This window comes from Marivita sp., from assembly GCF_048006345.1.
GTDB lineage: Bacteria > Pseudomonadota > Alphaproteobacteria > Rhodobacterales > Rhodobacteraceae > Marivita.
The window spans coordinates 3,864,106-3,890,345 of record NZ_CP180351.1 but is presented as its reverse complement, the minus strand read 5'-3'; the positions used below and the strand labels follow the sequence as shown (position 1 = coordinate 3,890,345).

Below are 26,240 nucleotides of genomic sequence, written 5' to 3'. Positions count from 1 at the left end.
ACAGAATGGCAACTTGGTGAAACTGGTTTACTTTTGCCCGATATCGCACAAGACCCAGAGCATGCTTCTCGTTCTCGCGCTTCTTGGCTTCTATTTGTGCAGCCTTTGGTTGGCCTCCGCCTTTACGCTTGCACAACAAGCTTTGGTGCAGGGCGTCGGTCTGTGTGCCGTGGCCGCTGTTGCCGCGCTGACGCTATGGCTTCTGGTTCAGACAGGTCTCGTTGAGCCTTGGCTCTCAATCGCGCTGGGGGGCGCGATCGCCCTTCCGGCGCTCATGATCGGTCTTGGCCTTGCGATGGGTGGACTGCTGCGGATCACCGGTCAGAACCGAGACTGGAAATATGGGCTGACCTGCCTTGGCGCGGGCGCACCCGCCGTTCTGGGCGTTCTTGCAGCCTTTGCAACTTGAATCGCTCATGACACGGACCTCCGATTCATCACTGGGACATGCGGTGCGAGACGCTCCCACGTTCTGACAAGAATCGCGCGATACTGGCGGATGGGACGTTCAAAGAGCGCGGCAAATCCGAAACAAATCGACAGCGTCAGCAGCAGGAACACGAGGTTATAGGCCGGCAAGGTTTCCGGCAGCGTTGCATCGAGCAGATGCAGCGTCGGGTAATGCACCAGGTAGAGCGAGAAACTGCCGCCCGCGACCCAACGCACCGTTTTGGCAATACCGCCTTCGGTCCGTTCCGGCCACGTGTCGGCCAGATACCGCACGCCCACCAGATGCAGCGCGAGGCACAGCGCGATCACCGTGTTCCAAAGCACCTCGTTCGAATAGACAAGAATCGCGTGGTGGTCATGCGGCGCAAGCAAGCGCGCGGTAAAGCTTTCCAGATCGGCAGGGATCGATGACATCTTCATCATCACCAGCGCGACAACGCTGCCCACTGCAAGCACCCAAGCGCGCCCGCGCCCGTGGCCATCGGTCAGCACCGTCGCATGCCGCCAGACCCAGACGCCGACCCACCACGCGGGCAGCAACGCCAAGGCTGGCACGCCCACCAGAAGAACCAGCAGCAGCAAGACCGCGATGCGCTGAACACCTTTCAAGAACAGCACCGCGCCGAAGATCAGATAGAACGCCACCTCGTAACTCAGCGACCAGATCGGACCGTTGCTGCCAAGGCGCACCCAGTCTCCGGTTCCGGTCCAAAGATTGGTGAGCGTCAGGCCGCGCCAGAAGAATTCGCCCAGCGGCACGTCCTGATAATAGGGCGCTTGATAGGCCGATATATCCTTGGCTGTGCCAACCGCATCAAAGACCAGCGTCAGCATCAAAGCCGGGATCAACACCGACATGATCCGTGTGATCCGGTTGAACGCATAGCGTCCCAATGTTCCGTCGCGCTGCGCAGCATAGGCAATGACCACACCCGACAGGACAAAGAACACGGCAACCGCATCGCTGGCCACGTTCCAATCGCGCAGGAACTGATAATCGCCGCCGGTAAAGCGCGTATGCGCCATATGTCCGAACAGCACCGTCAACGCGGCCCCGGCCCGCAGAGCATCCAGCCAAAGCGAAAACCCTTGGCTCATGCGTGCGGTACCCACGGTTTCGGTTGCGGCTGGCCGTCCCTTCCGCACCATGCCAAGAACGTTCTGTGCGCTTTCCACAAAAGGTTTGAACAAGGCGGCGCCAAGGGTCTCATAAGGTTGCTCGCGGCGTTGGCCCTTGGCATCGGACACGCCAAAGGTCAGGTCCTCGTAGCTTTCGGGAACGTAAAGCGTGCCAAACATCCAGTCCCAGACCGCAAAGATCGACCCGTAGTTCTTGTCATGGTGTTTGACGGCAACCGAGTGGTGAATCTGGTGCTGGGCAGGCGAGATCAGGATGTGCTCCATCACCCGGCCATAGCTGATCCAGATATGGCTGTGACGGAAGTTCGACCCGAGCGTATGGAACAGGAAATAGACAGCGTTGGCGCCGCCAATGGTGACCATGCTCAACTCACCAACAAGGAAGTAGAGCGCCAAACCCTGCGCGATGCCGACGAAAAGCGTCATCAACAGCGAATTGATCATTGGCTCCAGCGGATGAACCCGCTGCACCGTCAAAGGCGTCAGCACATCCGCCGAATGATGTACCGCATGGAACGGCCAAAGCGCGCGCCATTCATGATGCGCGCGGTGTGCCCAGTATTTGCAGAAGTCGCTGACGACCACGACGATCAGGGTAACGGCAGCGATGCGCATCCATGTGGTTTCAGGCGGCGCGTAATCGGCACCACCGAATTGCGCCAGAAGCCCGTAGGCGACCGTTGTCGGAAAGAACACCGCACCAAACACGCCCAATACGGCGAAAAAGCGCGATGCGAAAAACAGCTTGATATCCAGCAGGTTGGAGCGGTGCCGGTACACCTCTTTCGGCAACAGCCAAGAGGTGAACGTGCCCGGACTGCCCCGGTATTTCCAGATGCCAAAGGCGATCAGAACCGTGCAGGTCAGGTAGAAAATGGAGTACCGAACATTGAAATCGAAGGGCGCATCAAGCGTCGCTGCGATAAAGTTCTGCAGTGTTTCCATGTCCCGAACTCCGTACTGGGTCGGGATCGGCATAGAGGGGCAATTGGGCCGTATTGAGGCTCGTTTTTGTCGCCAATACGTAATCAATCCCCAAAAACGCAAACGACCCGGCCACAGGGCCGGGTCGCTGAATTTTGCGAAAGTCCGCCCTTATTCGGCAGGAACCGCTTTCTTTTCGATGCCCAGAGGATGGCTGATCTTGTCCAGCATCTCTTTCGGGCAGACCTGCATGAAGTTGCCCAGTTCAAGGTCCCAATGCTGCAGGATGTCCTGCGCCTTGCGGCTCATGGTTTCCTCGGCATGACGCTCGATCAGGCCCTTCAACTGGTCGATCCAGTGATCCACCGTCACCGGGCAGGTCACAATGCTCTCAGGGTTCATAAGCGCCTGCGCTTTGCCTTCGGGATCGTAGAGATAGGCCATGCCACCGGTCATACCCGCACCGAAGTTGGCACCGATATCGCCAAGGATCACTGCAACACCGCCGGTCATGTATTCACAGCCGTTCGACCCGCAGCCCTCAACCACCACTTTCGCACCCGAGTTCCGCACCGCGAAACGCTCGCCCGCGCGACCTGCGGCAAAGAGGTAGCCATCGGTGGCACCGTAAAGCACCGTGTTGCCAATGATCGTGTTCTGAGCAGCCACAAGCGGCGACATCATCGGCGGACGCACCACGATGGTGCCGCCTGACAGGCCCTTACCGACGTAGTCGTTGGCATCGCCCGACACTTCGAGCTTGAGGCCCGGAGCAGCAAACGCGCCCAGCGACTGGCCCGCAGAGCCGGTCAGCTTGACGGTCAGGTGGTTCGGTTGCAGCGCGTTGCGCATGCCGAACTTGCGGACGATATGCGATGAGGTGCGTGTGCCCACGGTCCGGTGCGTGTTCTGCACCGCGTAGGACAGCTGCATCTTCTCACCATCCTCAAGGAACCGCGCCGCATCGCGCACGATTTCCGCGTCGAGCGTATCCGGCACCGGATTGCGCGGGCGGTTGCGGTCATAGACGATGTCGTCCGACCCATCGACGCGGATCAGCAGCGGGTTGAGGTCGAGATCGTCAAGGTGATCCGACCCACGGCTGACCTGGCTCAGCAGATCGGCCCGGCCGATCACCTCTTCCAGCGACCGCGCACCAATCGACGCCAGCACATCCCGTACTTCCTGCGCGTAGAAGGTAATCAGGTTCACCACCTTGTCCGCGTTGCCGGTGAACTTGGCCCGCAGGGATTCGTCCTGCGTACAGACACCGACCGGGCAGGTGTTCGACTGGCACTGCCGCACCATGATACAGCCCATCGCGATCAGCGCCGCAGTGCCGATGCCGTATTCCTCAGCACCCAGCATCGCCGCCATGACAATGTCACGCCCAGTGCGCAGGCCACCATCGGTCCGCAGGGTCACACGATCCCGCAGCTTGTTCATCGACAGAACCTGATGCGCCTCGGTCAGACCCATCTCCCACGGCAGACCCGCGTACTTGATCGAGGTCGCGGGCGACGCACCGGTGCCACCGTTGTGACCGGAAATCAGGATCACGTCCGCCTTGGCTTTCGCAACACCGGCCGCAATCGTGCCAACACCAGAGGACGCCACCAGCTTGACCGTCACCTTGCAGCGCGGGTTGATCTGCTTGAGGTCGTAGATCAGCTGCGCAAGGTCTTCGATCGAATAGATGTCATGGTGCGGCGGCGGTGAAATCAGCGTCACGCCCTTGGTCGAATGGCGCAGACGGGCGATCAGGTCGGTGACCTTCATGCCCGGAAGCTGACCACCCTCACCGGGCTTGGCCCCCTGCGCGACCTTGATTTCAAGCTCTTCGCACTGGTTCAGATATTCGGCAGTCACACCAAACCGGCCCGACGCCACCTGCTTGATCTTCGCAGACGGGTTGTCGCCGTTCGGCTCCGGTACGAAATGCGCCGGGTCTTCGCCGCCCTCGCCGCTATCGGACTTCGCGCCGATCCGGTTCATTGCCACGTTCAGCGTCTTGTGCGCCTCGGGCGACAACGCGCCCAGCGACATGCCCGGAGTCACGAACCGCTTGCGGATGCTGGTGATGCTTTCCACCTGCTCCAGCGGGATCGGCTCGCCCAGCGGCTTGATTGCCAAGAGGTCACGCAGATGGATTGGCGGGTTCGCCTGCATCGCCTTGGAATAGGTCTTCCAGATCTCGTAGGACGCCTTGTTGCAGGCCATCTGCATGAGGTGCATCGTCTGCGCGCCCCAGGCATGGGTCTCGCCCGATTTACGCGCCTTGTAGAAGCCGCCGATGGGCAGAACATCCTGACCACCCCGGAAGCCCAACGCGTGGATTTCCTCGGCCTTGCGCTGCAGCCCGTTCAGTCCAATGCCCGAAATCCGGCTCAGCATACCGGGGAAGTATTCGGCGCACATGGCACGGCTCAGGCCCACAGCCTCGAAGTTCAGACCACCGCGATAGGACGAGATGACCGAGATGCCCATCTTTGACATGATCTTGAGCAAGCCCTGATCCACCGCTTCACGGTACTTGGCCACCGCCTCGGTCAAGGTCAGGTCCAGCAGACCGCGCTTGATGCGGTCGGCAAGGGAATCCTCGGCCAGATAGGCGTTGACCACGGTCGCACCCGCACCGATCAGAACGGCAAAGTAATGCGGATCGATACATTCCGCCGACCGCACGTTGATCGAACAGAAGGTCCGCAGACCCTTGCGGGTCAGGTGGCTGTGCACCGCGCTGGTGGCAAGGATCATCGGCATCGCCACCTTGCCTTCACCGCAATATTCGTCGGTCAGGGTGATGTGACCGGCACCAGACCGCACCGCGTCTTCCGCCTCGGAGCGGATCCGCTCCAACGCAACCTGCAAGGCACCCTGTTCGCCGTTTGCCGGGAAGGTACAGTCGATCTCGCAGAGACCGGCGTTGAAGTGGTTGGCCAATTCCTTGAACTGTGCATTGCCGACAAACGGGCTGTCCAGCACGAGGATCTCGGTCTGTGCGCTCGACTCGTCGAGCACGTTCTTCAGGTTGCCGAACCGTGTCTTGAGGCTCATCACACGATATTCGCGAAGCGAGTCGATCGGCGGGTTGGTCACCTGGCTGAAGTTCTGGCGGAAGTAATGCGACAAAGGCCGGTACTTCTTGGACAGAACGGCCGACGGCGTGTCGTCACCCATGGAGGCCACAACCTCTTTGCCATCCTCGGCCATCGGCGCAAGCACCTGCTCCAGCTCTTCGATGGTGTAGCCAGCGGCGATCTGACGACGGCGCAGTTCCGCGCCTTCGAACATCGGGGTCTCGGTGACCTTGGCCAGTTCCTCGTCCAGTTCGTTGATCTTGCCGACCCATTCGCCGAACGGCTGGCTGGCCGCGAGTTTGTTCTTGATCTCGACGTCGTGGTAGAGCTTGCCTTCCTGCATATCGACAGCCAGCAATTGCCCCGGCCCCAACGCGCCCTTTTCGCGCACGGTGCCTTCATCAATCGGAACCATGCCGGCCTCGGAACCCGCGATCAGCAGGCCATCACCCGTCACGACATAGCGCATCGGACGAAGGCCGTTCCGGTCCAGACCGGCGCAGACCCAGCGACCGTCGGTCATGGCAAGGGCAGCAGGGCCGTCCCACGGCTCCATTACCGAGTTGCAGTAGGAATACATGTCGCGCCACGCCTCGGGCAGTTCGATGGCTTGCTTTGACCACGATTCCGGCACCAGCATGGTTTTCGCCATAGGAGCATTCCGGCCCGCGCGCACCAGCACTTCGAACACCGCGTCCAAAGCGGCGGAGTCAGACGCGCCATTGGCGATGATCGGCTTGATGTCTTCCGCCATGTCACCAAAGGCAGACGACGCCATGCGAATCTCGTGGCTCTTCATCCAGTTGACGTTGCCCTTGAGCGTGTTGATCTCGCCGTTATGCGCCAGCATGCGGAACGGCTGCGCCAACCACCATTGCGGGAAGGTGTTGGTCGAATAGCGCTGGTGATAGATCGCGAACGCGCTCTCGAACCGGGTATACTGCAGGTCGGGATAGAATTCTGCCACCTGTTCGGCCAGCATCATGCCCTTGTAGATGATCGACCGGCAGGACAGCGACGCAATGTAAAGCTGGCCAATACCAACAGCCGCAGCCGCCTTTTCGATCCGGCGACGGATCACATAAAGCTCGCGCTCGAATGTTTCCTCGTCGACACCCTTGGAGTTCGAAATCAGGATCTGCTCGATCTCGGGGCGTGTTGCGTTGGCCTTTTCGCCAAGGCAGTCCACGCTGACCGGCACATGCCGCCAGCCGTAGATATAATAGCCCATGCGCAGGACTTCAGTTTCCACGATGGTCCGGCAGGTCTCCTGCGCACCGAAATCGGTCCGCGGCAGGAACACCTGACCCACAGCCATAAGCTCGTCCTTGCGTGGCTTGTGGCCGGTGCGTTCGATCTGGTCGTAGAAGAACGGTGCCGGAATCTGCACGTGGATGCCCGCGCCATCGCCTGTCTTGCCATCGGCATCCACAGCACCCCGGTGCCAAATCGCCTTGAGCGCATCAATGCCCGCCTCGACCACCTTGCGCGACGGTTTGCCATCCAGGCTGACCACAAGGCCCACGCCACAGGACGAATGCTCGTCCTCTTCCGAGTAGAGACCATTCTCGGCCATCCACTTGCGCTTGGCTTCCTCGGCGGCAACCCAATCTGCATCATACTTGGTCATGGCATGTCTCCTCAGTTAGCGGACAGAAGGGCGCGAACCTCTTCCGACGTCAGTGTTTCGTGGGGCTGGCTCAGATCGAACTGCGGCGGTCTCTGATCCGCGTAATATTCGACACCCAGCCGTAAATCGGTTCCGGCCGGGAACAACCCGGCAGAGAGTTTCAGCAATCCGTGGTTCGGCCCGTCTGCCGTGATCCGGTAGAACACGCCCGACCCGCAGTCGGCGCAAAAGCCCCGTTCGGCCCAGTCTACCACGGAAACGGTCTTCACAGGCCCGGTGATCTGCGCCGTGGTTTCATCCACCGCGAAGGTATAGTTCACACCCCCGGTCCAGCGGCGGCAATTCTCGCAATTGCAGGCGGTCATGAAATCCTTGGACGGCGTCGCCGCGACCCTGACAGCACCGCACATGCACTGACCCTGCAACGTCATGGCGCACGCCCTTCGACATGAAGGTTCTTGGCCTCGTATTCGGCTTGCGTCGCCCGCTTGTGATCGCCCTTGAGCTGCCCGTAGGCAGGCGCGCGGTCACAATAGATCTCGGAAATCACCGGGAACGTGTCTGCATCCCTGAACAGGGCCGGCACAAATTCATACTCATCGTCCGGCCCGTTGTTCCGCAGCCAGAGGTTGGTGCCGCAGACCTCGCAAAAGGCGCGCGACGCGAACGGCGTCGAGGCATAGGTCTTGACCGGTCCTTCCACTGTCACCGCGTCATGCGACGCCACGAAATAGCCGGTGATCGTGCCGGACCAGACCCGGCAAATGCGGCAATGGCAGATACCGACAGCAGCAACATAGTCGCCATCGACGCGAATGCGCGTGGCACCGCACACACAGGCCCCGTCCAGCGCGCCCGTGCGACGATACGGGGCGGCCAGATCGCTCATTCTGCCGCGACGGCGCTGGCACCGTTCAACTGCCGAAGCACCGCCTCTGCACAATCGCGCCCGTCCCGGATCGCCCAGACAACAAGCGACGCACCGCGCACGATGTCACCCACGGCATACACACCCGGCAGCGCGGTTGCACCCGTGGTGAATTCGGCCTTGATCGTGCCCCAGCGGGTCACTTCCAGTTCCGGCACACCCCAAAGCGTCGGGAGCTCTTCCGGCTCAAAGCCCAGTGCCTTGATCACCAGATCGGCGGGTTCGACATAATCGGACCCCTCGATCACTTCCGGCATCTGGCGTCCGGTCGCATCGGGCAGACCCAGACGCATCCGCTCTACGATCACGCCAGTCACCGGATCGCCGGTAAAGCCCTTGGGCGCGGTCAACCATTCGAACTGCACGCCTTCTTCCTCAGCATTCTGCACTTCGCGCTGCGAGCCCGGCATGTTGGCGCGGTCACGGCGATAGAGACATTTGACCGACTCTGCGCCCTGACGGATCGCGGTGCGCACGCAGTCCATCGCGGTGTCGCCACCACCGATCACGACAACCTTCTTGCCTTCCGCATTCAGCTTGCCGCTGTCGAACTCGGCAACCTCGTCGCCGAAACTCTTGCGGTTCGACGCGGTCAGGTAATCCAGCGCCTTGACGATGCCATCCGCCCCCGATCCCGGACCACCCAGATCGCGCGATTTGTAAACGCCTGTCGCAATGATCACCGCGTCATGCTGCGCGCGGATCTCTTCGAACGACATGTCCTCGCCAATGTTGCAGTTCAGGACAAAGCGAACACCGCCCTTTTCCAGCTGCTCGTTCCGGCGCATGACGACGGGCTTTTCCAGCTTGAAGCCGGGAATACCATACGTCAGCAGACCACCCGCGCGGTCGTAACGGTCATAAACGGTGACCTGCACACCCTGACGGCGCAGCACGTCGGCCGCAGCCAAGCCACCGGGGCCAGCGCCGATGATCGCAACGCTTTCCTTGCGCTCCCGTGCGGGCTTGATCGGCAGAACCCAACCTTCTTCCCACGCGGTATCTGTGATGTATTTTTCGACCGACCCGATGGTCACGGTGCCGTGGCCGGACTGCTCGATCACGCAATTGCCTTCGCACAGACGGTCCTGCGGGCAGATGCGGCCACAGATTTCCGGGAAGGTGTTGGTCGCCTGGCTGACCTCATAGGCCTCCTGCAACCGGCCTTCGGCGGTCAGGCGCAGCCAATCGGGAATATTGTTGTGCAGCGGGCAATGCGACTGGCAATACGGCACACCGCACTGGGAACAGCGGCTGGCCTGTTCCTTGGCCTTAGCATCGGCATATTCCGCGTAAATTTCGTGGAAGTCCTCGCGCCGCTCTTCGGCAGCACGCTTTGTGGGCATGTCGCGTTCAACTTTAACGAACTTCAACATCGGCTGCTTTGCCATAGCGCATGTCCTTCCCTTCATGTGGTCGCGCCTGATTACAGAAGACTAAAGAGAAAGAAAAGTCACTTATGCTGACCTATTTTTCCGAATTTCACCTGCGCCAATGCAATTTCATGCTGCAATGCAGCTATTTTAGGTCCGAACCGGACTTAAATTTATCCTTCCTATTGGTTTTAAAGGCTTTATACCCAAGCCAGAATTTGCACTCGGACATCACACCATGGCCTTGACCCATCTGCTTATCCTCGCGTTGATTCAGGGCATTACAGAATTTTTGCCGATTTCCTCGTCTGGCCACCTGATTCTCCTGCCGAATCTGACAGGTATGGCTGATCAAGGGCAGGCGCTCGATGTGGCTGTGCATGTCGGAACGCTGCTGGCGGTGATCCTCTATTTCTGGTCCGACGTGAAAATCGTGACACTTGGCGGAGGGCGTCTGATCCGGGGCAAGATCGACACCCAAGGCGCGTTTTGGGCGCTCTGCCTGATCATCGCCACCATCCCGGTCATCCTGGTGGGTCTGGCGCTCAAGCTGTCGGGCCTCAACGATCTGTTGCGTTCCACCGCCGTGATCGGCTGGACCATGCTGCTCTTCGGCATCGTCCTCTATTGGGCTGACCAGACCGGTCCGACAACCAAATGCGCCGAAAGCTGGAGCCTGAAAGACGCCACCATCATGGGCCTGTGGCAAGCGCTGGCGCTGATCCCCGGCACCTCACGCTCGGGCATCACCATCACCGCAGGGCGGCAACTCGGCTATGATCGCGAAAGCGCGGCACGGCTGTCCATGCTGATGTCGATCCCGACAATCCTCGCCTCAGGCGCGTTGCTCAGCATCGAAGTCGCGCAAGACGCGGATATGGGCATCATGCGCGACGCCGGTATCGCCGCGGTCTTTGCCTTCCTCGCCGCATTGGCTGCGCTGAAACTGATGTTCAAACTGCTGAAGTCCGTCAGCTTCACGCCTTACGTGATCTACCGCGTGATCCTTGGCGTGATCCTTCTGGTCATCGCCTACACCTGACCACAGGCGCTGGCTTTCGGTTGACCGAAAGCCGCGATGCGTCGTCGCATCGTGCCCCTAATCCCGATGATACGGCGTCCCCGCGATGATCGACGCCGCCCGATAAAGCTGCTCTGCAACCATCACCCGCACCAACTTGTGCGGCCAGACCATCTTGCCAAAGGACAGCAGCATATCCGCCTCGGCCCTGAGCGACGGGTCGATCCCATCTGCCCCGCCAATGACGAAACAGACATCCGACCGCCCCTGATCGGCCCAGCCCTGCAGCTTTTTGGCAAAGTCCGGCGAGGACATCAGCACGCCCCGCTCATCCAGACAGACCAGAAGAGACCCGGCAGGGATTGCGGCCCGCAGCAATGCCGCCTCCGCCACCATCCCACCGTTCTTCTTGTCTTCAACCTCGGTTTCGCCCTCGAAGCGCCAGCCAAGGCCGCGCCCCGTCTGGCCAAAGCGCGACAGGTAGTCGTCGGTTAGGGCGCGTTCCTCCGAGCGGCCCGCAAGCCGCCCGACCGCGCGAAGATACACACGCATCCTAGTTGGTCAGCGCGGTCCCTGCCGGGAGCCACATTTTTTCCAACTGGTAAAATTCACGCACTTCCGGCCGGAAGATATGAACGATCACATCACCCGTATCGATCAGCACCCAATCGCCGGTTTCCTTGCCCTCGACCTTGCACAGGATACCACGGTCGGCCTTGAGCTTTTCGACCAGCTTTTCGGCCAGTGCCGACACCTGGCGGGTCGACCGCCCCGAGCACACGACCATGTAATCGCCAATAGACGTTTTTCCGCGCAGGTCGATCTGCACGATGTCTTCGGCTTTGTTTTCGTCGAGTTCAGAAAGAATCACCGCGAGCGTCGCTTCGCTGGCTGATCCGGTTCCGGGTGTGCCGGTCATGGGCAGACCCCCGTCAGTGGCACGCGCCACATCCGTTTGAAAAGACAGGACATCGTCCTCCTAAGTATAAACGCCGTTCCGCCCCGGCGCTGGGTGATGCGAAAATAGCATTGCATTGCCGAATTCTCAATGACCCGCACGAAAATTGGCGGTCATGCGCCATAAGGAACCCACACAGTCTTGGTTTCCGTCGCCGCATCAAGGAATGCGTGCCCCTCGCCCTCGGCCCCAAGCCAGTCGCGAGTGCGCCCGTTATTGACCCATGTCCGCTTGAGGTTGAGCGCCGCACCGCGTTCAATCTCGGCCGACAGGTCCGTCGATGAGAACGACCAGACCGCTTCCACATCCATGTACTGCGCCAGTGTCGGCGCCAGCTCGGTGTGCCGCCCGGTGAGGATATTGACCACTCCGCCCGGCACATCCGACGTGTCCAGCACCTGATAGAAATCCGTCGCCGCCAGCGGGAAAGGTTCCGACGCGACCAGCACCACCCGGTTGCCCATCGCCATGGCCGGGGCCATCACCGACACCAGACCCAGAAGCGGATGATCGTCCGGACAGAATGCCCCGATCACGCCACAGGGTTCGCGCATGGCAAGCGCGACGCCCCGCAATGGCACCTGCGCCACGCGCCCGTCGAATTTGTCGGCCCAGGCGGCATAGGTGAAGAGCCGGTTCACCGACGCATCCACCTCTGTCGCGCCGGTCTTTGCGCCGGTCATCTGGTTGAGACGTGTGGCGAACTCGTCTTTCCGCGCCGCAAGGTTCTCTGCGATGTAGTACAGGATCTGCGCCCGCAGATGCGCCGTTGTCCCGGCCCAGCCGGCCGCCCCGCGCGCCGCCTCGACCGCATTGCGCACATCCTTGCGGTTGGCCAGCGGCGCCTGACCAATCAGCTTGCCCGCTTTGGTGTAGACCTCGTAGGCGTAGCCGCCATCAGGCCGCGCCTGCTTTCCCCCGACGTACAGCTTGGCTGTCCGGTCCACCGCCTGCGGCTCCGCATCCGGCCCGCTGCTGAACCCGGCAATCTTGCCCAGCGCCTTGCCGCTGCCCGACGGCTTGGTGTAGGCCATCATCCCTTCCGGCCCACCTTCGCGCCCGAACCCGCTTTCCCGAATGCCACCGAACGGTGCCGCAGCGTCGAACATATTGGTCCCGTTGATCCAGACCACCCCCGCCGCCAGCTTCGGCGCGATGTCCAACGCGACGTTGATGTTCTCGCTCCACAGCGTCGCCGCAAGCCCGTAGCGCGTGTTGTTCGCCAGATCGACCGCCTCGGACGGCGTGCGGAAGGTCGTGCCTACCAGCACCGGCCCAAAGATTTCTTCCTGCATCAGCGGATCAGCCGTGCTCAGCCCGGTGATAAGCGTCGGCGGGTAGAAACACCCGCTCTCCGGCATCTCGCAAGTCGCGCGATAGGTCTCACCCGCCGTGTTGCTGTCCACCAAACGTGTGATGGTCTCCAACTGCTTCGGATCGACAATCGCCCCCACGTCGATCGACTTGTCCAAAGGCGATCCGACACGCAGCTTGTCCATCCGCGCCTTCAGCTTGGCATAGAAGCGATCCGCCACACCTTCCTGCACCAGAAGCCGCGACCCAGCACAACAGACCTGCCCCTGATTGAACCAGATCGCATCGACGAGGCCCTCAACCGCAGAATCCAGATCCGCATCCTCGAACACGATGTAGGGCGACTTGCCGCCCAACTCCAAGGTCAGCGCCTTACCCGATCCTGCCGTCGTCTCGCGGATACGACGCCCCACGGCGGTCGATCCGGTAAACGCCACCTTGTCCACATCCGGGTGCGTGACAATCATTTCTCCGACAGAACCGTCACCCGTGACGATATTCACCACACCTTTTGGCAGCCCGGCCTGACGGCAGATATCCGCGAACAAAAGCGCGGTCAGTGACGTGTATTCCGCAGGCTTGAGAACGACCGTGTTCCCAGCCGCCAAAGCAGGCGCAACCTTCCACGCCAGCATGAGCAAAGGAAAGTTCCACGGGATCACCTGACCACAGACGCCATGCGCCTCGCGCCCGGCAAATTCGCTGTCGAACAACTGCGCTTGCCCGGCGTGATAATAGAAATGCCGCTGCGCCAAAGGCACATCGATGTCCCGGCTTTCGCGGATCGGCTTGCCGTTGTCCAAGGTCTCAAGCACCGCAAAGAGCCGCGCATGTTTCTGCATCAGCCGCGCCAGCGCATAGAGATACCGCGCCCGCCCCGCGCCACCCAACTTGGCCCAAGCCTTCTGCGCCTTGCGTGCCGCCGAAACCGCCGCATCCACATCCGCCTGCGTGCCTTGCGTCAGATGCGCCAACACCTCGCCATTAGCCGGATTGCGGCTTTCGAACACCTCACCGGGATCGGTCATCGCGCCATTGATGAAATGGCCGAACCGATCTCCCTGATCGACCAGCCACGCCAGCGCGTCGCCTGCCAATTCCGGCGCAGTCCCGTAGTCCATACTGTCGAAAATCTCTTGTACGGTCATTGGAAGGTGCCTTTCAAAAGCAGGAAAACAACATAAGCCAGCCAGATCAGCGCAGCCCCGCGGATGACCCATTCAACTTGCCGTGTCCGGCTGTGCAGATGCGCAAATCGCTGCAGGGCTTCGGGTGGGTCTGCAGGCGGGTCAAAGGCCGGTTCCGGCCCTAGCATCCGCTGCATCAGCGTCGGCAAATCGCGCGCAGCGCGCTTGAGCCTGCGCCGTCGCCAGTTCTGCGCCCCCAGCCACATCAGCGCAGAAAGGCCGAACAGCAGGACCATCGGGTTATTGCCCATCGTTTCGCCTCACCCGGCCGCGTGCCGCCACGAGGCCGAATAGGCACCCGTCAGATGATGCTCCAACTGCCGTTCGATATCGCCCAGCAGCGACGACGCGCCAAAGCGGAACAGATCATTCTGCACCCAACGGTCACCCAGCTCTTCCTTCATCAGCGCAAGGTACACCAGCGCATCCTTGGCCTTGGAAATCCCGCCCGCAGGCTTGTAGCCCACGCGGTAGCCGGTTTCCTCGAAATAGTCACGGATCGCCCGGATCATCACCAGCGACACCGGCAGCGTGGCGTTCACGCTTTCCTTGCCGGTCGAGGTCTTGATAAAATCCGCCCCCGCCATCATGCAAACGAGCGACGCCCGCGCGACGTTCTGCAAGGTGCCCAATTCACCCGTCGCCAGAATGGCCTTCACATGCGCCTCACCGCAGGCAGCGCGGAAGGCCCGCATCTCGTCATAAAGCGCCTGCCAATTGCCCGTCAGCACATGCCGACGCGAGATCACGATGTCGATCTCGGCAGCACCCGCTTTCACGCTCTCTTCGATCTCCGCCACCCGCAGGTGAAACGGCGACAGACCCGCCGGAAACCCCGTGCTGACCGCAGCAACGGGAATCCCTGTTCCCGCCAGTGCCTCCACCGCTGCCTCGACCATGTCGTGATAGACGCAGACCGCACCGACCTTGAGCCCGTCCATGCCCAGCGCCGCCAGCAGATCCGCCCGCACCGGCTGCCGCGCCTTGGCGCAAAGGCGCGCCACACGCCCCACCGTGTCATCGCCCGCCAGAGTGGTCAGGTCGATACATGTGATCGCGCGACACAGCCACGCCGCCTGATAGTCCTTCTTGACCGACCGCCGCCCCGGCAGCGTCGCCGCCCGCCGCTCAATCGCCGAGCGGTTTGCGTTCGCGCGCATCACCCAGTCCAGATCCAGCGCCATCCCCGGATTGCGCGGCTCAAGCGTCTGCGGCAAATGCACCGTCTCACGTGTCGTCGTCTGCATGGATCACTTACTCCTTGAACGCGAATGCTGACACGGCCACACGGCGCAGACAAGACACGACGCCGCGTAGCGCGTCCCTACCGGATCAGGTTCGAGAACCGCCTCTTCAGCGCATTCTTCTGTGGCCGCAGGATTGGCAAGTGCAGGATGCGCGGCTTCGGCTGGTCCGACCAGATCAACTCCGACGCCTCGAAGATCCGCTTGTTGAATTGCGGCGGGAACACGTAGAACCGCAGATCAGACTTCCACAACGTCTCGCGGAACGTTGGCTGATCGATCTTGAACCCTGCCGCATCATAGGCCGCCTGCCAGTCATCGAAGAACGCATCGGTCGCGGCATTCTTGCGATACAAAAGCACTCCGCAATTGATCTCGGGAAAAGTCTCCGGCACCTCGGTCTGCCACACCCGCTTGTGCCGGGGCCGATGCCACAGCATCACATGTGCCCCGCACAGATCGAACTTCTGCAAGAGGTCGAACAAAGACGACAGATCCGCCCGGATCATCGTGTCATTGTCCAGATACAGTGTCTCGTCGAACGGGCTGAACTTCAGCGCCCCCACCTTGGGCCGGGTCATCTCGGGCGGAATGACAAAGCTCTGGTCAAACCCGCTGGTGTCATCGCCCGCCGCACACCAGATCGCCGCCTGCAGTCCCGGATTGTGCCGTTTCACCGACGCCGCCGACCGCCGCGCGACATCCACATGCGCCTTGCCCCAGGCCACATACATCACGCCGCGTGTGCGGATTTCGCCTTGCATCGCACCACCTCCAGTTGACGCGCCAAGGACTAGTGCCGCCGGGACCCCAAGTAAATGCAACCTGATGGTTTTTTGCTTGACCAGATGCAGCGTTACAGGGATTGCAAACAGCCATGACCCATGCCCCCCTCATCGATATTCACACCCGGTCCGAGGGCTTCCTGTCGAAGATCGACATCGAGGACAGCCGCAGTCCCGGCGCCGTGCTGGTCACTGCATCCTTCCACCCCGGTGCCTTCGCAAAGTCCCTGTTCGACAGTCTGGACATCGTTTGCCCGACGCATCTGCTGGGCGCGGTTGAAAAACGCCGTGCCGAATATCTCGCAGGCCGGGCCATGGCACGGGCTGCGATGGCGCTTCTGGATCATCCACCGGCCCGCGTGACCACCGAACCCGGACGCGCACCGCTCTGGCCCAAGGGCTTGTCCGGCTCGATCAGCCATGCGCGAGGCCGCTGCGCCTGCCTGCTGTCCCGTGACACGACCCACAGCTACGGCGTCGACACCGAAGCCATCGCGTCGGGGCGCAGTCTGAACGCGATCCTTTCCGAAACCCTGAACGCAACCGAACGCGACAGGATCACTCAGGGCCCGTTTCCCTCGGCCACCAACGCCACGCTCACCTTCTCGGCCAAGGAAACGCTGTTCAAGGCGCTCTTCCCACAGGTCGGCCACCATTTCGGTTTCGACGCCGCCGAACTGACCGAAGCCCCCGGCCATTCCAGCCTGACCCTCGCCCTGACCACCGACCTGACGGAAATCCTGCCAACGGGACGCCGCTTCGAGATCCAGCACCGCCTGACGGGCACCCATGTGCTGACATGGCTTTCCGTGCCCATCGCCTGAACTTCTTCTCTTTCCAAATACGCAAACGCACCGCCTGCCAGGATGCAGGCCGCCTGACTGACTCGAATCACTGGAAAAAGAACAAAATAAGAACATAAAAGAGAGGTATGTTCGCAGAGCTGTCGATCACCTCCAATTTCACCTTCCTCACCGGGGCCTCCCACCCCGAGGAGTATATGGAGCGTGCCGCCACGCTGGGCCTCTCGGCCATCGCCATCACCGACACCAATTCGGTGGCTGGCATCGTCCGCGCCTGGACGGAAGGGAAAACCCTCCAACGTCTCATCCGCGAACGCACCGAGCTTAAATCGCGCAATGGCCCCATCGGCCCGCCCGTGCCCGCCCACATCGACCATCGGCGCAGCCACATCCTCACCCATGTGCCCCGGCTGATCCCCGGCGCGAAGGTCGTCACCGACACCGGCTTCACCGCCACCGCATTGGCCAGCACACGGCAAGGCTGGGCGCAGCTCTGCCGCCTGATCACCACCGGCCGCCGCCGCGCGCCCAAAGGCAACTGCCACCTGACACTCGACGATCTGGTCCAATGCACAGGCGGTCTCATCTGGCTCCTACACCCGCCAACACAGGTCCCAACGTCCAAAAGCGGCGCGGGCGACTGGCACTCACAGGCGGAACGGCTGTCGCGCCGCTTCCCCGGACAGACCCATCTCCTGCTCAGCCCGCTCTATGACGGGCAGGACAGCCCCCGCTTCGACCGGATCGCAGCGCTGGCACGCAGCTTGGGCCTGCCCACCGTGGCTTCGGCCAATCCGATCATGCATCACGGCCGCCGCCGCAAGCTCGCGGATGTGGTCACCGCCATCCGCCAGGGCTGCCGCGTCGACGAACTGGGCACCAAGGCGCTCGCCAATGGCGAACAGCGCCTGCGGTCTGTGGCCGAAATGCGCCGCATCCTCGGCCCCCATGCCGATGCGGTGGACCGCGCCGCAGAACTGGCCGAGACCTGCACCTTCGATCTCGGCCAGTTGCGCTACGAATATCCCAGCGAAATCACCGGAACCGAGACCGCGCCGCAACGCTTGTCCCGCCTCGCCCATGAGGGGCTGAAATGGCGCTACCCGCATGGCGCGTCCGAAAAGGTGAAAAAGCTGCTCGCCCATGAACTCACCCTGATCGGCAAGCTGAAATACGAACCTTACTTTCTCACCGTGCGCGACATCGTGGCCTTCGCCCGCGAACGTGGCATCCTGTGTCAGGGACGCGGGTCCGCCGCCAACTCGGTGGTCTGCTACTGCCTCGGCGTGACATCGGTCAGCCCCGAAATCGGCACCATGGTGTTCGAACGCTTCGTGTCAGAGGCCCGTGACGAACCGCCCGATATCGACGTCGATTTCGAACATGAACGCCGCGAAGAGGTGATCCAGCACATCTACGACCGCTATGGCCGCCACCGCGCCGGCCTCTGTGCCACCGTGATCCATTATCGCGGCAAACGCGCCATCCGCGAAGTTGGCAGCGCGATGGGCCTGTCCCAAGACACAATCGGCGCGCTCTCTTCCCAGCTCTGGGGCTTCTTCTCGACCAATGGCCTCGAAGAGCATCGCATGCGTGAAATCGGCCTCGATCCGAACGACCACCGCCTCAAGCTGACGATGGAGCTGATCTTCGAGATCATCGGCTTTCCCCGTCACCTCAGCCAGCATGTCGGTGGCTTCATCATCACCGAAGGGCGGCTTGACGAACTGGTCCCCATAGAAAACGCCACGATGGAGGACCGCACCGTCATCTGCTGGGACAAGGACGATATCGACGCTCTGGGTATCCTCAAGGTCGATGTTCTGGCCCTCGGCATGCTGTCCTGTATCCGCAAGAGCTTTGATCTGCTGAAACTGCATCACGGCCAAAGCTACAACCTCGCCACGCTCCCGCCCGAAGACCCAAGGGTCTACGATATGCTCTGCAAAGCCGACAGCGTCGGTGTCTTTCAGGTCGAATCCCGCGCGCAGATGAACTTCCTGCCGCGTATGAAACCCCGCACCTTCTACGATCTGGTGATCGAGGTCGCCATCATCCGCCCCGGCCCCATTCAGGGCGACATGGTCCACCCCTATATCCGCCGCCGCAACGGCGAAGAAGAGGTGAGCTTTCCCTCCGACGAACTCGGCGCAGTACTGGGCAAGACCCTTGGCGTACCGCTCTTTCAGGAACAGGCGATGCAGATCGCCATCGTCGGCGCGGGCTTCACCCCCGAACAGGCCGACCGCCTGCGCCGGTCTCTCGCCACCTTCAAGAAACACGGCAACGTGTCGGAATTCCGCACCCTCTTCATGCGCGGCATGCGCAACAAGGGCTATGACGACGATTTCGCCGAACGCTGTTTCTCGCAGATCGAAGGCTTCGGCTCCTACGGCTTCCCCGAAAGCCACGCCGCCAGCTTTGCCCTGCTGGTTTATGCGAGCGCATGGATCAAACACCACCACCCCGGCATCTTCGCCTGCGCGCTCTTGAACTCCCAGCCGATGGGCTTCTACGCCCCTGCGCAGATCGTCCGCGATGCCCGCGAACATGGCGTGACCGTCCTGCCTGTCTGCATCAATGCCAGCTTCTGGGACAACGTGATGGAACCCGACGCCAAGGGTGGCCTCGCCCTACGTCTGGGCTTCCGCCAGATCAAAGGGTTGAACGAGGAAGACGCGTCATGGATCGCCGCCGGGCGCGGCAATGGCTACCAGAGCATCGGTGACCTCTGGCGTCGCGCCGGGCTTGACCCCGCGGCCATCGCCCGTCTGGCCGAGGCCGACACCTTCCGAGAGATCGGCCTCACCCGCAGGCAAGCCCTGTGGGAAGCCAAGGCACTCACCACCCGCAAGACCCTGCCGCTCTTTGACGGCGACATCGACGGCGAGGCAATCCATGAACCCGCAGCCCACCTGCCCGCCATGACCGAGGGCGAACAGGTGGTCGAAGATTACGTCGCCCTTCGCCTCACCCTGCGCCGCCATCCGGTGGCGCTCCTGCGGCACATCCTGACGCCCGATCCGTCCCGTACGGTTCAACCTTACGTTTCAACGACCAAACCGTACAAACCACCAATGCCGCTGCCCTTCACCCGCGCGAACCCGGATTGACGGGAAACGCCATGTTGAACTGCCGCAACCCCTCGCTTGTAAACGAAATGATCCGCGTGTCCCGCACCCGATGCGCCCAGCCCATCATCTCGAACCGCTTGAGCAGCGCGCGCCCCAACGACCCCGCCAAATGCGGCCGCCGCGCGCTCCAGTCCAGGCAGGTCAGACACACCGGTGCGCGGGATTTGACCAAATGGTCAAAATCCACCCCAAGATCGCGCACGAAACCCTCACCGGCTTCTGTCAATCGCGGGTCATCTCCGTCCAACATCATGAAACCCCGCGCAAAAAGACTGTCATACAGCTGTATCCCACGGGCCCCAGCCAAATGGTTGTAACAGACCCGAGCCTCGCGCAGTTGTGCATCCTTCGGTCCAGTCCGTGTCCTCAGATGCCCCTGACCAGCGGCAAATCCCATAAGCACCTCGAGCACCTGCGCCACGTCTTCCCCCGCCAAAGCGAAATATTTGTGCCGCCCCTGCCGCGCTTCTTTGACCAGCCCACCCTCCAGCAACCGCCCCAGATGCGACGACGCGGTTGAGGCAGACACCCCCGCCCTCTCCGGCCAACTCACTGGCCGTCAACGCTTTTCCGCTCATCAGCGCCGTCAGGATGTTCGCCCGCGCGGGATCGCCGATCAACGCCGCAATCCGGGCAATGTCAGGTCCGTGTTTCATGACGATCACCTTACACGGATGATCAACACGCACAATTCGATCCAGATCGAAATATCAGCGTCGCAATCCATGCCACAAACAGGTCAGTAACCGGAAAGGACCCTCCATGCTCACCTGCATCATCCGCTACGAAATCGACCCGACCAAGAAAGCCCAGTTCGAAACCTACGCCCGCAACTGGGGTCAGGCGATCCCCCGCTGCGGCGCTGACCTGATCGGCTATTTTGCCCCACACGAAGGGTCGAGCACGCTGGCCTACGGCATCTACAATATTGAAAACCTTGCGGAATACGAAGCCTACCGCGCCCGCCTTGCCGCTGATCCACTGGGACAGGAAAACTACGCCTTCGCGCAATCCGAAAGGTTCCTCTTGCGCGAGGATCGCACCTTCCTGAAACTCTGCTCGACGCCACATGGGAACCCAAAATGATCGCCATCATCTTCGAAGTCACGCCGGCAGACGGCCAAAAAGACGCCTATCTCGACATCGCTGCCACCATGCGCCCGATGGTCGAACAGGTCGAAGGCTTCATCTCGGTCGAACGCTTCCAAAGCCTGACCAATCCCGACAAGCTTCTGTCGATCAGCTTTTTCGAAGACGAAGACGCCGTCCACCGCTGGCGCAAACTCGCGGCCCACCGCAATGCCCAATCCAAGGGTCGCAATGGCATCTTCTCGGACTACCGCCTGCGCGTCTGCCATGTGATGCGCGACTACGGCATGTTCGACCGGGAACAGGCACCGGAAGACAGCGTAAAAGCGCACAGTTGACTGCTTCTTCTCTTTGCAAATACGCACATGCGACTTTGCAAACGGAACAGCGCCCGATACCGTGTCACCTCACCATGAGCCCGAGGACAGAGCCGAAGGCGGCGGACGAGACAAACAGAATGGGCGCCCGAAGGCGCCCATGCAATTTGGTCAAACGGTCAGGTCAAATCCCGACGTCGAGCATCGCCTTTGCAAGGATCGGCACCAACTCCTTGTTGAGACCCGCGATGTTCAGACGGGAATCCCCGACAAGATAAATCGCATGCTCGTCGCGTAGGCGATCCACCTGTTCGGGTGTCGCCCCAAGCCGCGAGAACATGCCCCGGTGCTGGGCGATGAATCCGAACCGGTCAGAGCCTGACAGGCGCTGCAGCTCGGCGGCCAGTTGTTCGCGCAGGCCAAGCATGCCGTTCCGCATCTCTTCCAGTTCTGCAGCCCATTCCGTGCGCAGCGCATCGTCGGTCAGCACCATCGTCACCAGACGCGCGCCATGATCCGGCGGGAAGGAATAGTTCTGGCGGTTCAGATACGCCAAAGTGCCCTGATTCAGCTTATGAGCCGACGGATTGGCCGCGACGGCCATGAGCAGACCGGTGCGTTCCCGGTAGATACCGAAGTTTTTGGAACAGCTTGCTGCGATGATGGTCTCTGGCACCGACGCCGCGATCAGGCGGGTCGCTGCCGCATCTTCCTCGAGCCCGTCCCCAAAGCCCTGATAGGCGATGTCGACCATCGGAGTCGCACCCGTCTTGATCAGCAGATCAACCAGTGCCTTCCACTCGGTCATGTTCAGGTTGGCCCCGGTCGGGTTGTGACAGCAGCCATGCACCAGAATGATGTCGCCCGGACCCGCCTTGGCGAGGTCCTCCATCATCCCGTTGAAATCCACACCGCGCAACTCGTCGTCGAAATAACGATAGGGCACCATGTTCATGCCCATGTGCTTGAGGATCGACAGGTGGTTCGGCCAAGTCGGATCGCTGACGAAGACCTTGGCCTCCGGGTTCGCCATCTTCACCATGTCAAAGCCCTGACGGACGGCACCCGTGCCACCGGGCGTGGCAACTGCGGCCACGTTGGCACGCGGCACGGCATCGCCCAGAACCATTGCGATCATCGCGTCGGCAAAGGCCGGATCGCCTGCAAGACCGGTATAGGCCTTGGTGGTTTCGGCTTCCCAAAGCTGATGCTCGGCGTTCTTGATTGCGCGCATGATCGGCGTGTTGCCGGACGCATCCTTGTAGACACCGACGCCAAGGTCGATTTTCCCATCGCGCGGATCGTCGCGATAGGTCTGCATCAGGGCAAGGATTTTGTCAGCAGGTTGTTCCTTGAGGGTCTCGAACATCAATTGTCTCCAGTGGCAACGGGAACCGTGGGGAACATCCCCCATTCGGACCACGAGCCGTCGTAAAGGGAATGGTCGTCTTTGCCCATGCGCGCCATGGCAAGTGACAGGATCGCCGCGGTGACGCCAGAGCCGCATGTGGTGATGGCCGGTTTCGACAGATCCACGCCAGCCGCCTCGAAAATCGCGCGGGTTTCTTCGGGCGTCTTCATCGTCTGATCGGCGTTGAGCAGGCTGGCGTAATGCACGTTCTTTGATCCGGGGATATGCCCGCCGCGCATGCCGGGACGCGGTTCAGGCTCTTCACCGCGGAACCTTCCGGGCGAACGTGCGTCGATGATCTCCTGATCGCGCAGCTTGGAGGCGGCAGAGACCTGCGTGACGTCCTTGACCAGATGCGCCTGACGCCGCACCGTCATGTGCCGATCGCGAATGATCGGCGGCATGTCTTCAAGCTCGCGGCCTTCGGCGACCCATTTCGGCAGGCCGCCATCGAGAACCGCGATGTCGTTCTGACCCATCAGTTTGAACAGCCACCAGACACGCGCAGCAGAAAACAGGCCCGCGCCGTCATAAACCACCACCTGATGGCCATCGCCCACACCCATCGCCCGCATCCGCGACATGAACTTTTCGATCGGGGGCGCCATATGCGGCAGGTCAGAGCGGCTGTCAGAGATCTCGTCGATGTCAAAGAACCGTGCGCCGGGGATGTGGCCCTGGGCATATTCGGCCTTTGCGTCCCGTTCGCTTCCCGGCATGTACATCGACGCGTCCAGAATGCGCAGATCGGGGTCGCGCATATGCGAGGCAAGCCAGTCTGTCGAGACCAGCGTTTTCGGGTCGTCCTGTGCCATGTCTGTCGCCGCTTCTTAATGTGATCGGTTCTGCATAGAACTCACCGCCCTGACTCGCAAGGGACAGGACTGGATCGACGCGGATGTGACTTTCGGCTCTAGCGCGACGCCAGATTGCGCAGCGCACCGTATACCACGAGCAGGATCGCACCACCAACTCCGCCAACCACAAGCAAATCGACAAATACATCGAGTTCAAGGCTGGGCGCAGGGTCGGTATGCTCTGAATTGTTGGACGAGGCCCCCCGTCTGATTGCCTGATAACCGGCTGCGCCACCCGCCAGGCCGACCAGCGCATTAACCAGTACTCCATAGTCTATATGCTTGAACATCGCTCCGGCGATCACCCCACCCAACAGGCCGGACATCATCGATATAAAAAGTTCCAAAGATCAGCGCCTCCCTCACACCCCGCATGTGTGAGAGAGCGTGGCTGAAACCTGGTTCGGATTTCAGCGGAAAAGCTGTGTGAAATTCCCCGTCAGCCGGCGGTCTTGAGCAGACGTTGCTTCTGACGGCTCCAATCCCGCTTGGCTTCGGTTTCGCGCTTGTCGTGGTTTTTCTTACCCTTGGCGATGCCGAGCTTCATCTTCACCTTGCCCTTGTCGTTGAAGTAAAGCACCAGCGGCACAATCGTCATGCCCTTGCGCTGGGTCTCGTTCCAGAGGCGTGACAATTCCTTGCGCGACACCAAAAGCTTGCGGCGGCGGCGTTCCTCATGCGGGAACATCGCGCGGTTGTAAGGCGCGATATACGAGTTCACCAACCACAGCTCGCCCTCTTCGACCGCCGCGTAACATTCGGTGATGTTCGCGCTGTTCTCGCGCAGGGACTTTACTTCGGAACCTTGCAGCACGATCCCCGCTTCGAGATCGTCCTCGATGGCATAGTCAAACCGCGCCCGACGATTGTCGGCGATCACCTTGTAGTTCGGATTGTCCTTCGGCTTGGCCATCGCTGCGGTCTCCTTTGCCCGCGAGAGGGCTAGATATAAGATGTCGCGCGGGTTTTGAAACCGCTTTTGCGATGCGGACACGGAAAAGGGCGGACCAGATGGCCCGCCCTTTCGCATTTCAGGTCCGTTGAACGGTTCAGGAGAACTTCTTGATCTCACCCGACTTGAGACGCGACCAGTAGCTGTTCAGCTCGCGCTTCACGATGGGCATCAGGACGTAAAGACCGATGATATTGACCACCGCCATGGCAAAGATCGCGGCATCCGAGAAGTCGATGACCGGGCCAAGGCTGGCTGCCGCGCCGATGACGACGAAGAGGCAGAAGATCACCTTGAAGGTCAGTTCCTGACCCTTGCCTTCGCCAAAAAGGTAGGTCCACGCCTTGAGGCCATAGTACGACCACGAGATCATTGTAGAGAAGGCAAAGAGGATCACCGCCAGCGCCAACACATACTTGAACCACCCGATGGAGGACGAGAACGCCGCAGAGGTCAGCGCCACGCCGGATGTGTCGCCCACGGTGCGGATCGCGGTGCCCGCTTCATTGAGCACGTAAAGGCCAGTGTTCGGATCCGAGATCAACTGACCGGTGATGATGATCACAAGTGCCGTCATGGTGCAGACAATTACCGTGTCGATCAGCGGCTCAAGCAGGGACACGAACCCTTCGGTGATGGGTTCCTTGGTGCGCACCGCCGAGTGGGCAATCGCGGCCGAGCCCACACCTGCCTCGTTCGAGAACGCGGCGCGCCGGAAGCCCTGGATCAGCGCGCCGACAAGCCCGCCAGCCACGCCAAGCCCGGTAAACGCCCCGGCAAAGATCTGGCCAAGGGCCCAGCCGATCTTGTCGTAATTCATCAGGATGATGATCAGCGCGGTGCCGACATAGATGATCCCCATGAAGGGCACGACCTTTTCGGTCACGCGGGCAATGGATTTCAGACCACCCACGATCACCGCGAACACGATCCCGGCAAAGATAACGCCAGTGATCCAACCCGGGTATTCGCCAAACACATTGGTCAGCTGCGCATGGGCCTGATTGGCCTGGAACATGTTACCGCCGCCGAGCGCCCCGAGAATACAGAAGATCGAGAACATCACCGCAAGGAACTTGCCGCCACCAACGCCGCGTTCGGCGAACCCTTTGGTCAGGTAGTACATCGGACCACCGGACACCGTACCGTTCGGGTATTCGTTGCGGTATTTCACGCCCAGCGTACATTCGGTGAACTTGGACGCCATGCCCAGAAGACCGGCAAGGATCATCCAGAACGTGGCCCCCGGCCCGCCGATGCCGATGGCCACCGCCACACCGGCGATGTTGCCCAGACCCACGGTGCCCGACAACGCGGTTGCCAGCGCCTGAAAGTGGCTGACCTCACCTGCATCGTTCGGGTCCGAATAATCGCCTTTGACCAGCGCGATGGCGTGACCGAAGGCGCGGAACTGGATCAACCCGAAATAGACGGTGAACACGGTTGCAGCGACAACCAGCCAGCCGACGATCCATGGAAAGCTTGTGCCGGGGAAATTGCTGAAGATCAGGTTGACGAACCAGCCTGTGGAGCTTGCGAAGATGCCGTTGATGGTTTCGTCGATGGATTGTGCCGATGCCGAAAGGGCTGCGACCATGGTGAAACAGACGGCCAGAACCGCCGTTGGAACAAGACGTGTCATC

The 26,240-nt window shown here is 61.2% G+C and carries 23 protein-coding genes; 6 read left to right on the top strand and 17 right to left on the bottom strand.

The window, feature by feature from the left end; genetic code table 11:
• The first annotated feature begins 61 nt into the window (after positions 1 to 61).
• Positions 62 to 409, top strand: coding sequence for a hypothetical protein (locus tag ACMVPR_RS18855; RefSeq protein WP_416884129.1), 348 nt, complete (start codon positions 62 to 64; stop codon positions 407 to 409).
• A gap of 5 nt (positions 410 to 414) precedes the next feature.
• On the opposite strand, the gene ACMVPR_RS18850 is transcribed toward ACMVPR_RS18855, so the two are convergent.
• From ACMVPR_RS18850 to ACMVPR_RS18830, 5 genes are all read right to left on the bottom strand, one after another.
• Positions 415 to 2,535 carry a sterol desaturase family protein gene (locus ACMVPR_RS18850; RefSeq protein WP_416884128.1) on the bottom strand — a complete coding sequence of 707 codons (2,121 nt, stop codon included), beginning with the start codon at positions 2,533 to 2,535 and terminating at the stop codon, positions 415 to 417.
• 150 nt (positions 2,536 to 2,685) lie between these two features.
• Complete coding sequence (gene gltB, locus ACMVPR_RS18845) at positions 2,686 to 7,224, bottom strand: glutamate synthase large subunit (protein WP_416884127.1); 4,539 nt, start codon at positions 7,222 to 7,224, stop codon at positions 2,686 to 2,688.
• A gap of 11 nt (positions 7,225 to 7,235) precedes the next feature.
• The gene (locus tag ACMVPR_RS18840; protein ID WP_416884126.1) at positions 7,236 to 7,655 is read right to left on the bottom strand and encodes a GFA family protein; all 420 of its coding nucleotides are present in this window, start codon (positions 7,653 to 7,655) and stop codon (positions 7,236 to 7,238) included.
• Complete coding sequence (locus ACMVPR_RS18835; protein WP_416884125.1) at positions 7,652 to 8,113, bottom strand: GFA family protein; 462 nt, start codon at positions 8,111 to 8,113, stop codon at positions 7,652 to 7,654. The genes ACMVPR_RS18840 and ACMVPR_RS18835 overlap by 4 nt, the downstream gene beginning before the upstream one ends.
• Positions 8,110 to 9,543 (bottom strand): NAD(P)-dependent oxidoreductase, encoded by a 1,434-nt coding sequence (locus tag ACMVPR_RS18830; RefSeq protein ID WP_416884124.1) that lies wholly within the window; start codon positions 9,541 to 9,543, stop codon positions 8,110 to 8,112. The genes ACMVPR_RS18835 and ACMVPR_RS18830 overlap by 4 nt, the downstream gene beginning before the upstream one ends.
• A 220-nt stretch (positions 9,544 to 9,763) precedes the next feature.
• Between ACMVPR_RS18830 and ACMVPR_RS18825 the strand changes: the two genes are divergently transcribed.
• Positions 9,764 to 10,567 carry an undecaprenyl-diphosphate phosphatase gene (locus tag ACMVPR_RS18825; protein WP_416884123.1) on the top strand — a complete coding sequence of 268 codons (804 nt, stop codon included), beginning with the start codon at positions 9,764 to 9,766 and terminating at the stop codon, positions 10,565 to 10,567.
• A 57-nt stretch (positions 10,568 to 10,624) separates the two neighbouring features.
• On the opposite strand, the gene rlmH is transcribed toward ACMVPR_RS18825, so the two are convergent.
• The 6 genes from rlmH to ACMVPR_RS18795 all read right to left on the bottom strand — a co-directional run bounded on the left by rlmH (position 10,625) and on the right by ACMVPR_RS18795 (position 16,013).
• Positions 10,625 to 11,098, bottom strand: a complete 474-nt coding sequence (rlmH, locus tag ACMVPR_RS18820) for a 23S rRNA (pseudouridine(1915)-N(3))-methyltransferase RlmH (RefSeq protein ID WP_416884122.1) — start codon at positions 11,096 to 11,098, stop codon at positions 10,625 to 10,627.
• 1 nt (position 11,099) lies between these two features.
• Positions 11,100 to 11,465, bottom strand: coding sequence for a ribosome silencing factor (rsfS, locus tag ACMVPR_RS18815; RefSeq protein ID WP_292264575.1), 366 nt, complete (start codon positions 11,463 to 11,465; stop codon positions 11,100 to 11,102).
• A gap of 152 nt (positions 11,466 to 11,617) precedes the next feature.
• Complete coding sequence (locus ACMVPR_RS18810) at positions 11,618 to 13,966, bottom strand: aldehyde dehydrogenase family protein (protein ID WP_416884121.1); 2,349 nt, start codon at positions 13,964 to 13,966, stop codon at positions 11,618 to 11,620.
• Positions 13,963 to 14,256, bottom strand: a complete 294-nt coding sequence (locus ACMVPR_RS18805; protein ID WP_416884120.1) for a hypothetical protein — start codon at positions 14,254 to 14,256, stop codon at positions 13,963 to 13,965. The genes ACMVPR_RS18810 and ACMVPR_RS18805 overlap by 4 nt, the downstream gene beginning before the upstream one ends.
• A 9-nt stretch (positions 14,257 to 14,265) precedes the next feature.
• Positions 14,266 to 15,252, bottom strand: coding sequence for a deoxyribose-phosphate aldolase (gene deoC / locus ACMVPR_RS18800; protein WP_416884119.1), 987 nt, complete (start codon positions 15,250 to 15,252; stop codon positions 14,266 to 14,268).
• A gap of 77 nt (positions 15,253 to 15,329) precedes the next feature.
• Entirely contained in the window at positions 15,330 to 16,013 is a 684-nt protein-coding gene (locus ACMVPR_RS18795; protein WP_416884118.1) for a hypothetical protein, read from the bottom strand.
• Between the two features lie 113 nt (positions 16,014 to 16,126).
• On the opposite strand from ACMVPR_RS18795, the gene ACMVPR_RS18790 reads away from it, so the two are divergent.
• Positions 16,127 to 16,858 (top strand): 4'-phosphopantetheinyl transferase family protein, encoded by a 732-nt coding sequence (locus tag ACMVPR_RS18790; RefSeq protein WP_416884117.1) that lies wholly within the window; start codon positions 16,127 to 16,129, stop codon positions 16,856 to 16,858.
• A 107-nt stretch (positions 16,859 to 16,965) separates the two neighbouring features.
• Positions 16,966 to 19,950 (top strand): error-prone DNA polymerase, encoded by a 2,985-nt coding sequence (locus ACMVPR_RS18785; protein WP_416884116.1) that lies wholly within the window; start codon positions 16,966 to 16,968, stop codon positions 19,948 to 19,950.
• Here the strand turns inward: ACMVPR_RS18785 and ACMVPR_RS18780 are convergent.
• Positions 19,928 to 20,500 (bottom strand): ArsR/SmtB family transcription factor, encoded by a 573-nt coding sequence (locus ACMVPR_RS18780; protein WP_416884115.1) that lies wholly within the window; start codon positions 20,498 to 20,500, stop codon positions 19,928 to 19,930. The two genes, ACMVPR_RS18785 and ACMVPR_RS18780, sit on opposite strands and share 23 nt — an antisense overlap.
• 233 nt (positions 20,501 to 20,733) lie before the next feature.
• Here ACMVPR_RS18780 and ACMVPR_RS18775 point away from each other — a divergent pair, with 233 nt between their 5' ends.
• Positions 20,734 to 21,057 (top strand): NIPSNAP family protein, encoded by a 324-nt coding sequence (locus ACMVPR_RS18775; RefSeq protein WP_416884114.1) that lies wholly within the window; start codon positions 20,734 to 20,736, stop codon positions 21,055 to 21,057.
• Positions 21,054 to 21,398 (top strand): antibiotic biosynthesis monooxygenase family protein, encoded by a 345-nt coding sequence (locus ACMVPR_RS18770; RefSeq protein ID WP_416884113.1) that lies wholly within the window; start codon positions 21,054 to 21,056, stop codon positions 21,396 to 21,398. The genes ACMVPR_RS18775 and ACMVPR_RS18770 overlap by 4 nt, the downstream gene beginning before the upstream one ends.
• A 163-nt stretch (positions 21,399 to 21,561) precedes the next feature.
• Here ACMVPR_RS18770 and ACMVPR_RS18765 read toward each other — a convergent pair whose 3' ends face one another.
• The 5 genes from ACMVPR_RS18765 to ACMVPR_RS18745 form a co-directional block, all read right to left on the bottom strand.
• The gene (locus ACMVPR_RS18765; protein WP_416884112.1) at positions 21,562 to 22,746 is read right to left on the bottom strand and encodes an aromatic amino acid transaminase; all 1,185 of its coding nucleotides are present in this window, start codon (positions 22,744 to 22,746) and stop codon (positions 21,562 to 21,564) included.
• Positions 22,746 to 23,603, bottom strand: a complete 858-nt coding sequence (gene sseA, locus ACMVPR_RS18760; RefSeq protein WP_292264584.1) for a 3-mercaptopyruvate sulfurtransferase — start codon at positions 23,601 to 23,603, stop codon at positions 22,746 to 22,748. The genes ACMVPR_RS18765 and sseA overlap by 1 nt, the downstream gene beginning before the upstream one ends.
• 98 nt (positions 23,604 to 23,701) lie before the next feature.
• Positions 23,702 to 23,992 carry a hypothetical protein gene (locus ACMVPR_RS18755; RefSeq protein WP_416884111.1) on the bottom strand — a complete coding sequence of 97 codons (291 nt, stop codon included), beginning with the start codon at positions 23,990 to 23,992 and terminating at the stop codon, positions 23,702 to 23,704.
• 92 nt (positions 23,993 to 24,084) lie between these two features.
• On the bottom strand, positions 24,085 to 24,558 hold the full coding sequence (gene smpB / locus ACMVPR_RS18750; RefSeq protein ID WP_292264586.1) for an SsrA-binding protein SmpB: 474 nt from the start codon (positions 24,556 to 24,558) through the stop codon (positions 24,085 to 24,087).
• Between the two features lie 136 nt (positions 24,559 to 24,694).
• Positions 24,695 to 26,239 carry an alanine/glycine:cation symporter family protein gene (locus ACMVPR_RS18745; protein ID WP_416884110.1) on the bottom strand — a complete coding sequence of 515 codons (1,545 nt, stop codon included), beginning with the start codon at positions 26,237 to 26,239 and terminating at the stop codon, positions 24,695 to 24,697.
• Between the last annotated feature and the right edge of the window lies 1 nt (position 26,240).

Excerpts from the sequence above, each read along its gene's own strand:
- ACMVPR_RS18855 (WP_416884129.1), top strand. The coding sequence starts at position 62 with ATGCTTCTCGTTCTCGCGCTTCTTGGCTTCTATTTGTGCAGCCTTTGG.
- ACMVPR_RS18850 (WP_416884128.1), bottom strand. The coding sequence starts at position 2,535 with ATGGAAACACTGCAGAACTTTATCGCAGCGACGCTTGATGCGCCCTTC.
- gltB (WP_416884127.1), bottom strand. The coding sequence starts at position 7,224 with ATGACCAAGTATGATGCAGATTGGGTTGCCGCCGAGGAAGCCAAGCGC.
- ACMVPR_RS18840 (WP_416884126.1), bottom strand. The coding sequence starts at position 7,655 with ATGACGTTGCAGGGTCAGTGCATGTGCGGTGCTGTCAGGGTCGCGGCG.
- ACMVPR_RS18835 (WP_416884125.1), bottom strand. The coding sequence starts at position 8,113 with ATGAGCGATCTGGCCGCCCCGTATCGTCGCACGGGCGCGCTGGACGGG.
- ACMVPR_RS18830 (WP_416884124.1), bottom strand. The coding sequence starts at position 9,543 with ATGGCAAAGCAGCCGATGTTGAAGTTCGTTAAAGTTGAACGCGACATG.
- ACMVPR_RS18825 (WP_416884123.1), top strand. The coding sequence starts at position 9,764 with ATGGCCTTGACCCATCTGCTTATCCTCGCGTTGATTCAGGGCATTACA.
- rlmH (WP_416884122.1), bottom strand. The coding sequence starts at position 11,098 with ATGCGTGTGTATCTTCGCGCGGTCGGGCGGCTTGCGGGCCGCTCGGAG.
- rsfS (WP_292264575.1), bottom strand. The coding sequence starts at position 11,465 with ATGACCGGCACACCCGGAACCGGATCAGCCAGCGAAGCGACGCTCGCG.
- ACMVPR_RS18810 (WP_416884121.1), bottom strand. The coding sequence starts at position 13,966 with ATGACCGTACAAGAGATTTTCGACAGTATGGACTACGGGACTGCGCCG.
- ACMVPR_RS18805 (WP_416884120.1), bottom strand. The coding sequence starts at position 14,256 with ATGGGCAATAACCCGATGGTCCTGCTGTTCGGCCTTTCTGCGCTGATG.
- deoC (WP_416884119.1), bottom strand. The coding sequence starts at position 15,252 with ATGCAGACGACGACACGTGAGACGGTGCATTTGCCGCAGACGCTTGAG.
- ACMVPR_RS18795 (WP_416884118.1), bottom strand. The coding sequence starts at position 16,013 with ATGCAAGGCGAAATCCGCACACGCGGCGTGATGTATGTGGCCTGGGGC.
- ACMVPR_RS18790 (WP_416884117.1), top strand. The coding sequence starts at position 16,127 with ATGACCCATGCCCCCCTCATCGATATTCACACCCGGTCCGAGGGCTTC.
- ACMVPR_RS18785 (WP_416884116.1), top strand. The coding sequence starts at position 16,966 with ATGTTCGCAGAGCTGTCGATCACCTCCAATTTCACCTTCCTCACCGGG.
- ACMVPR_RS18775 (WP_416884114.1), top strand. The coding sequence starts at position 20,734 with ATGCTCACCTGCATCATCCGCTACGAAATCGACCCGACCAAGAAAGCC.
- ACMVPR_RS18770 (WP_416884113.1), top strand. The coding sequence starts at position 21,054 with ATGATCGCCATCATCTTCGAAGTCACGCCGGCAGACGGCCAAAAAGAC.
- ACMVPR_RS18765 (WP_416884112.1), bottom strand. The coding sequence starts at position 22,746 with ATGTTCGAGACCCTCAAGGAACAACCTGCTGACAAAATCCTTGCCCTG.
- sseA (WP_292264584.1), bottom strand. The coding sequence starts at position 23,603 with ATGGCACAGGACGACCCGAAAACGCTGGTCTCGACAGACTGGCTTGCC.
- smpB (WP_292264586.1), bottom strand. The coding sequence starts at position 24,558 with ATGGCCAAGCCGAAGGACAATCCGAACTACAAGGTGATCGCCGACAAT.
- ACMVPR_RS18745 (WP_416884110.1), bottom strand. The coding sequence starts at position 26,239 with ATGACACGTCTTGTTCCAACGGCGGTTCTGGCCGTCTGTTTCACCATG.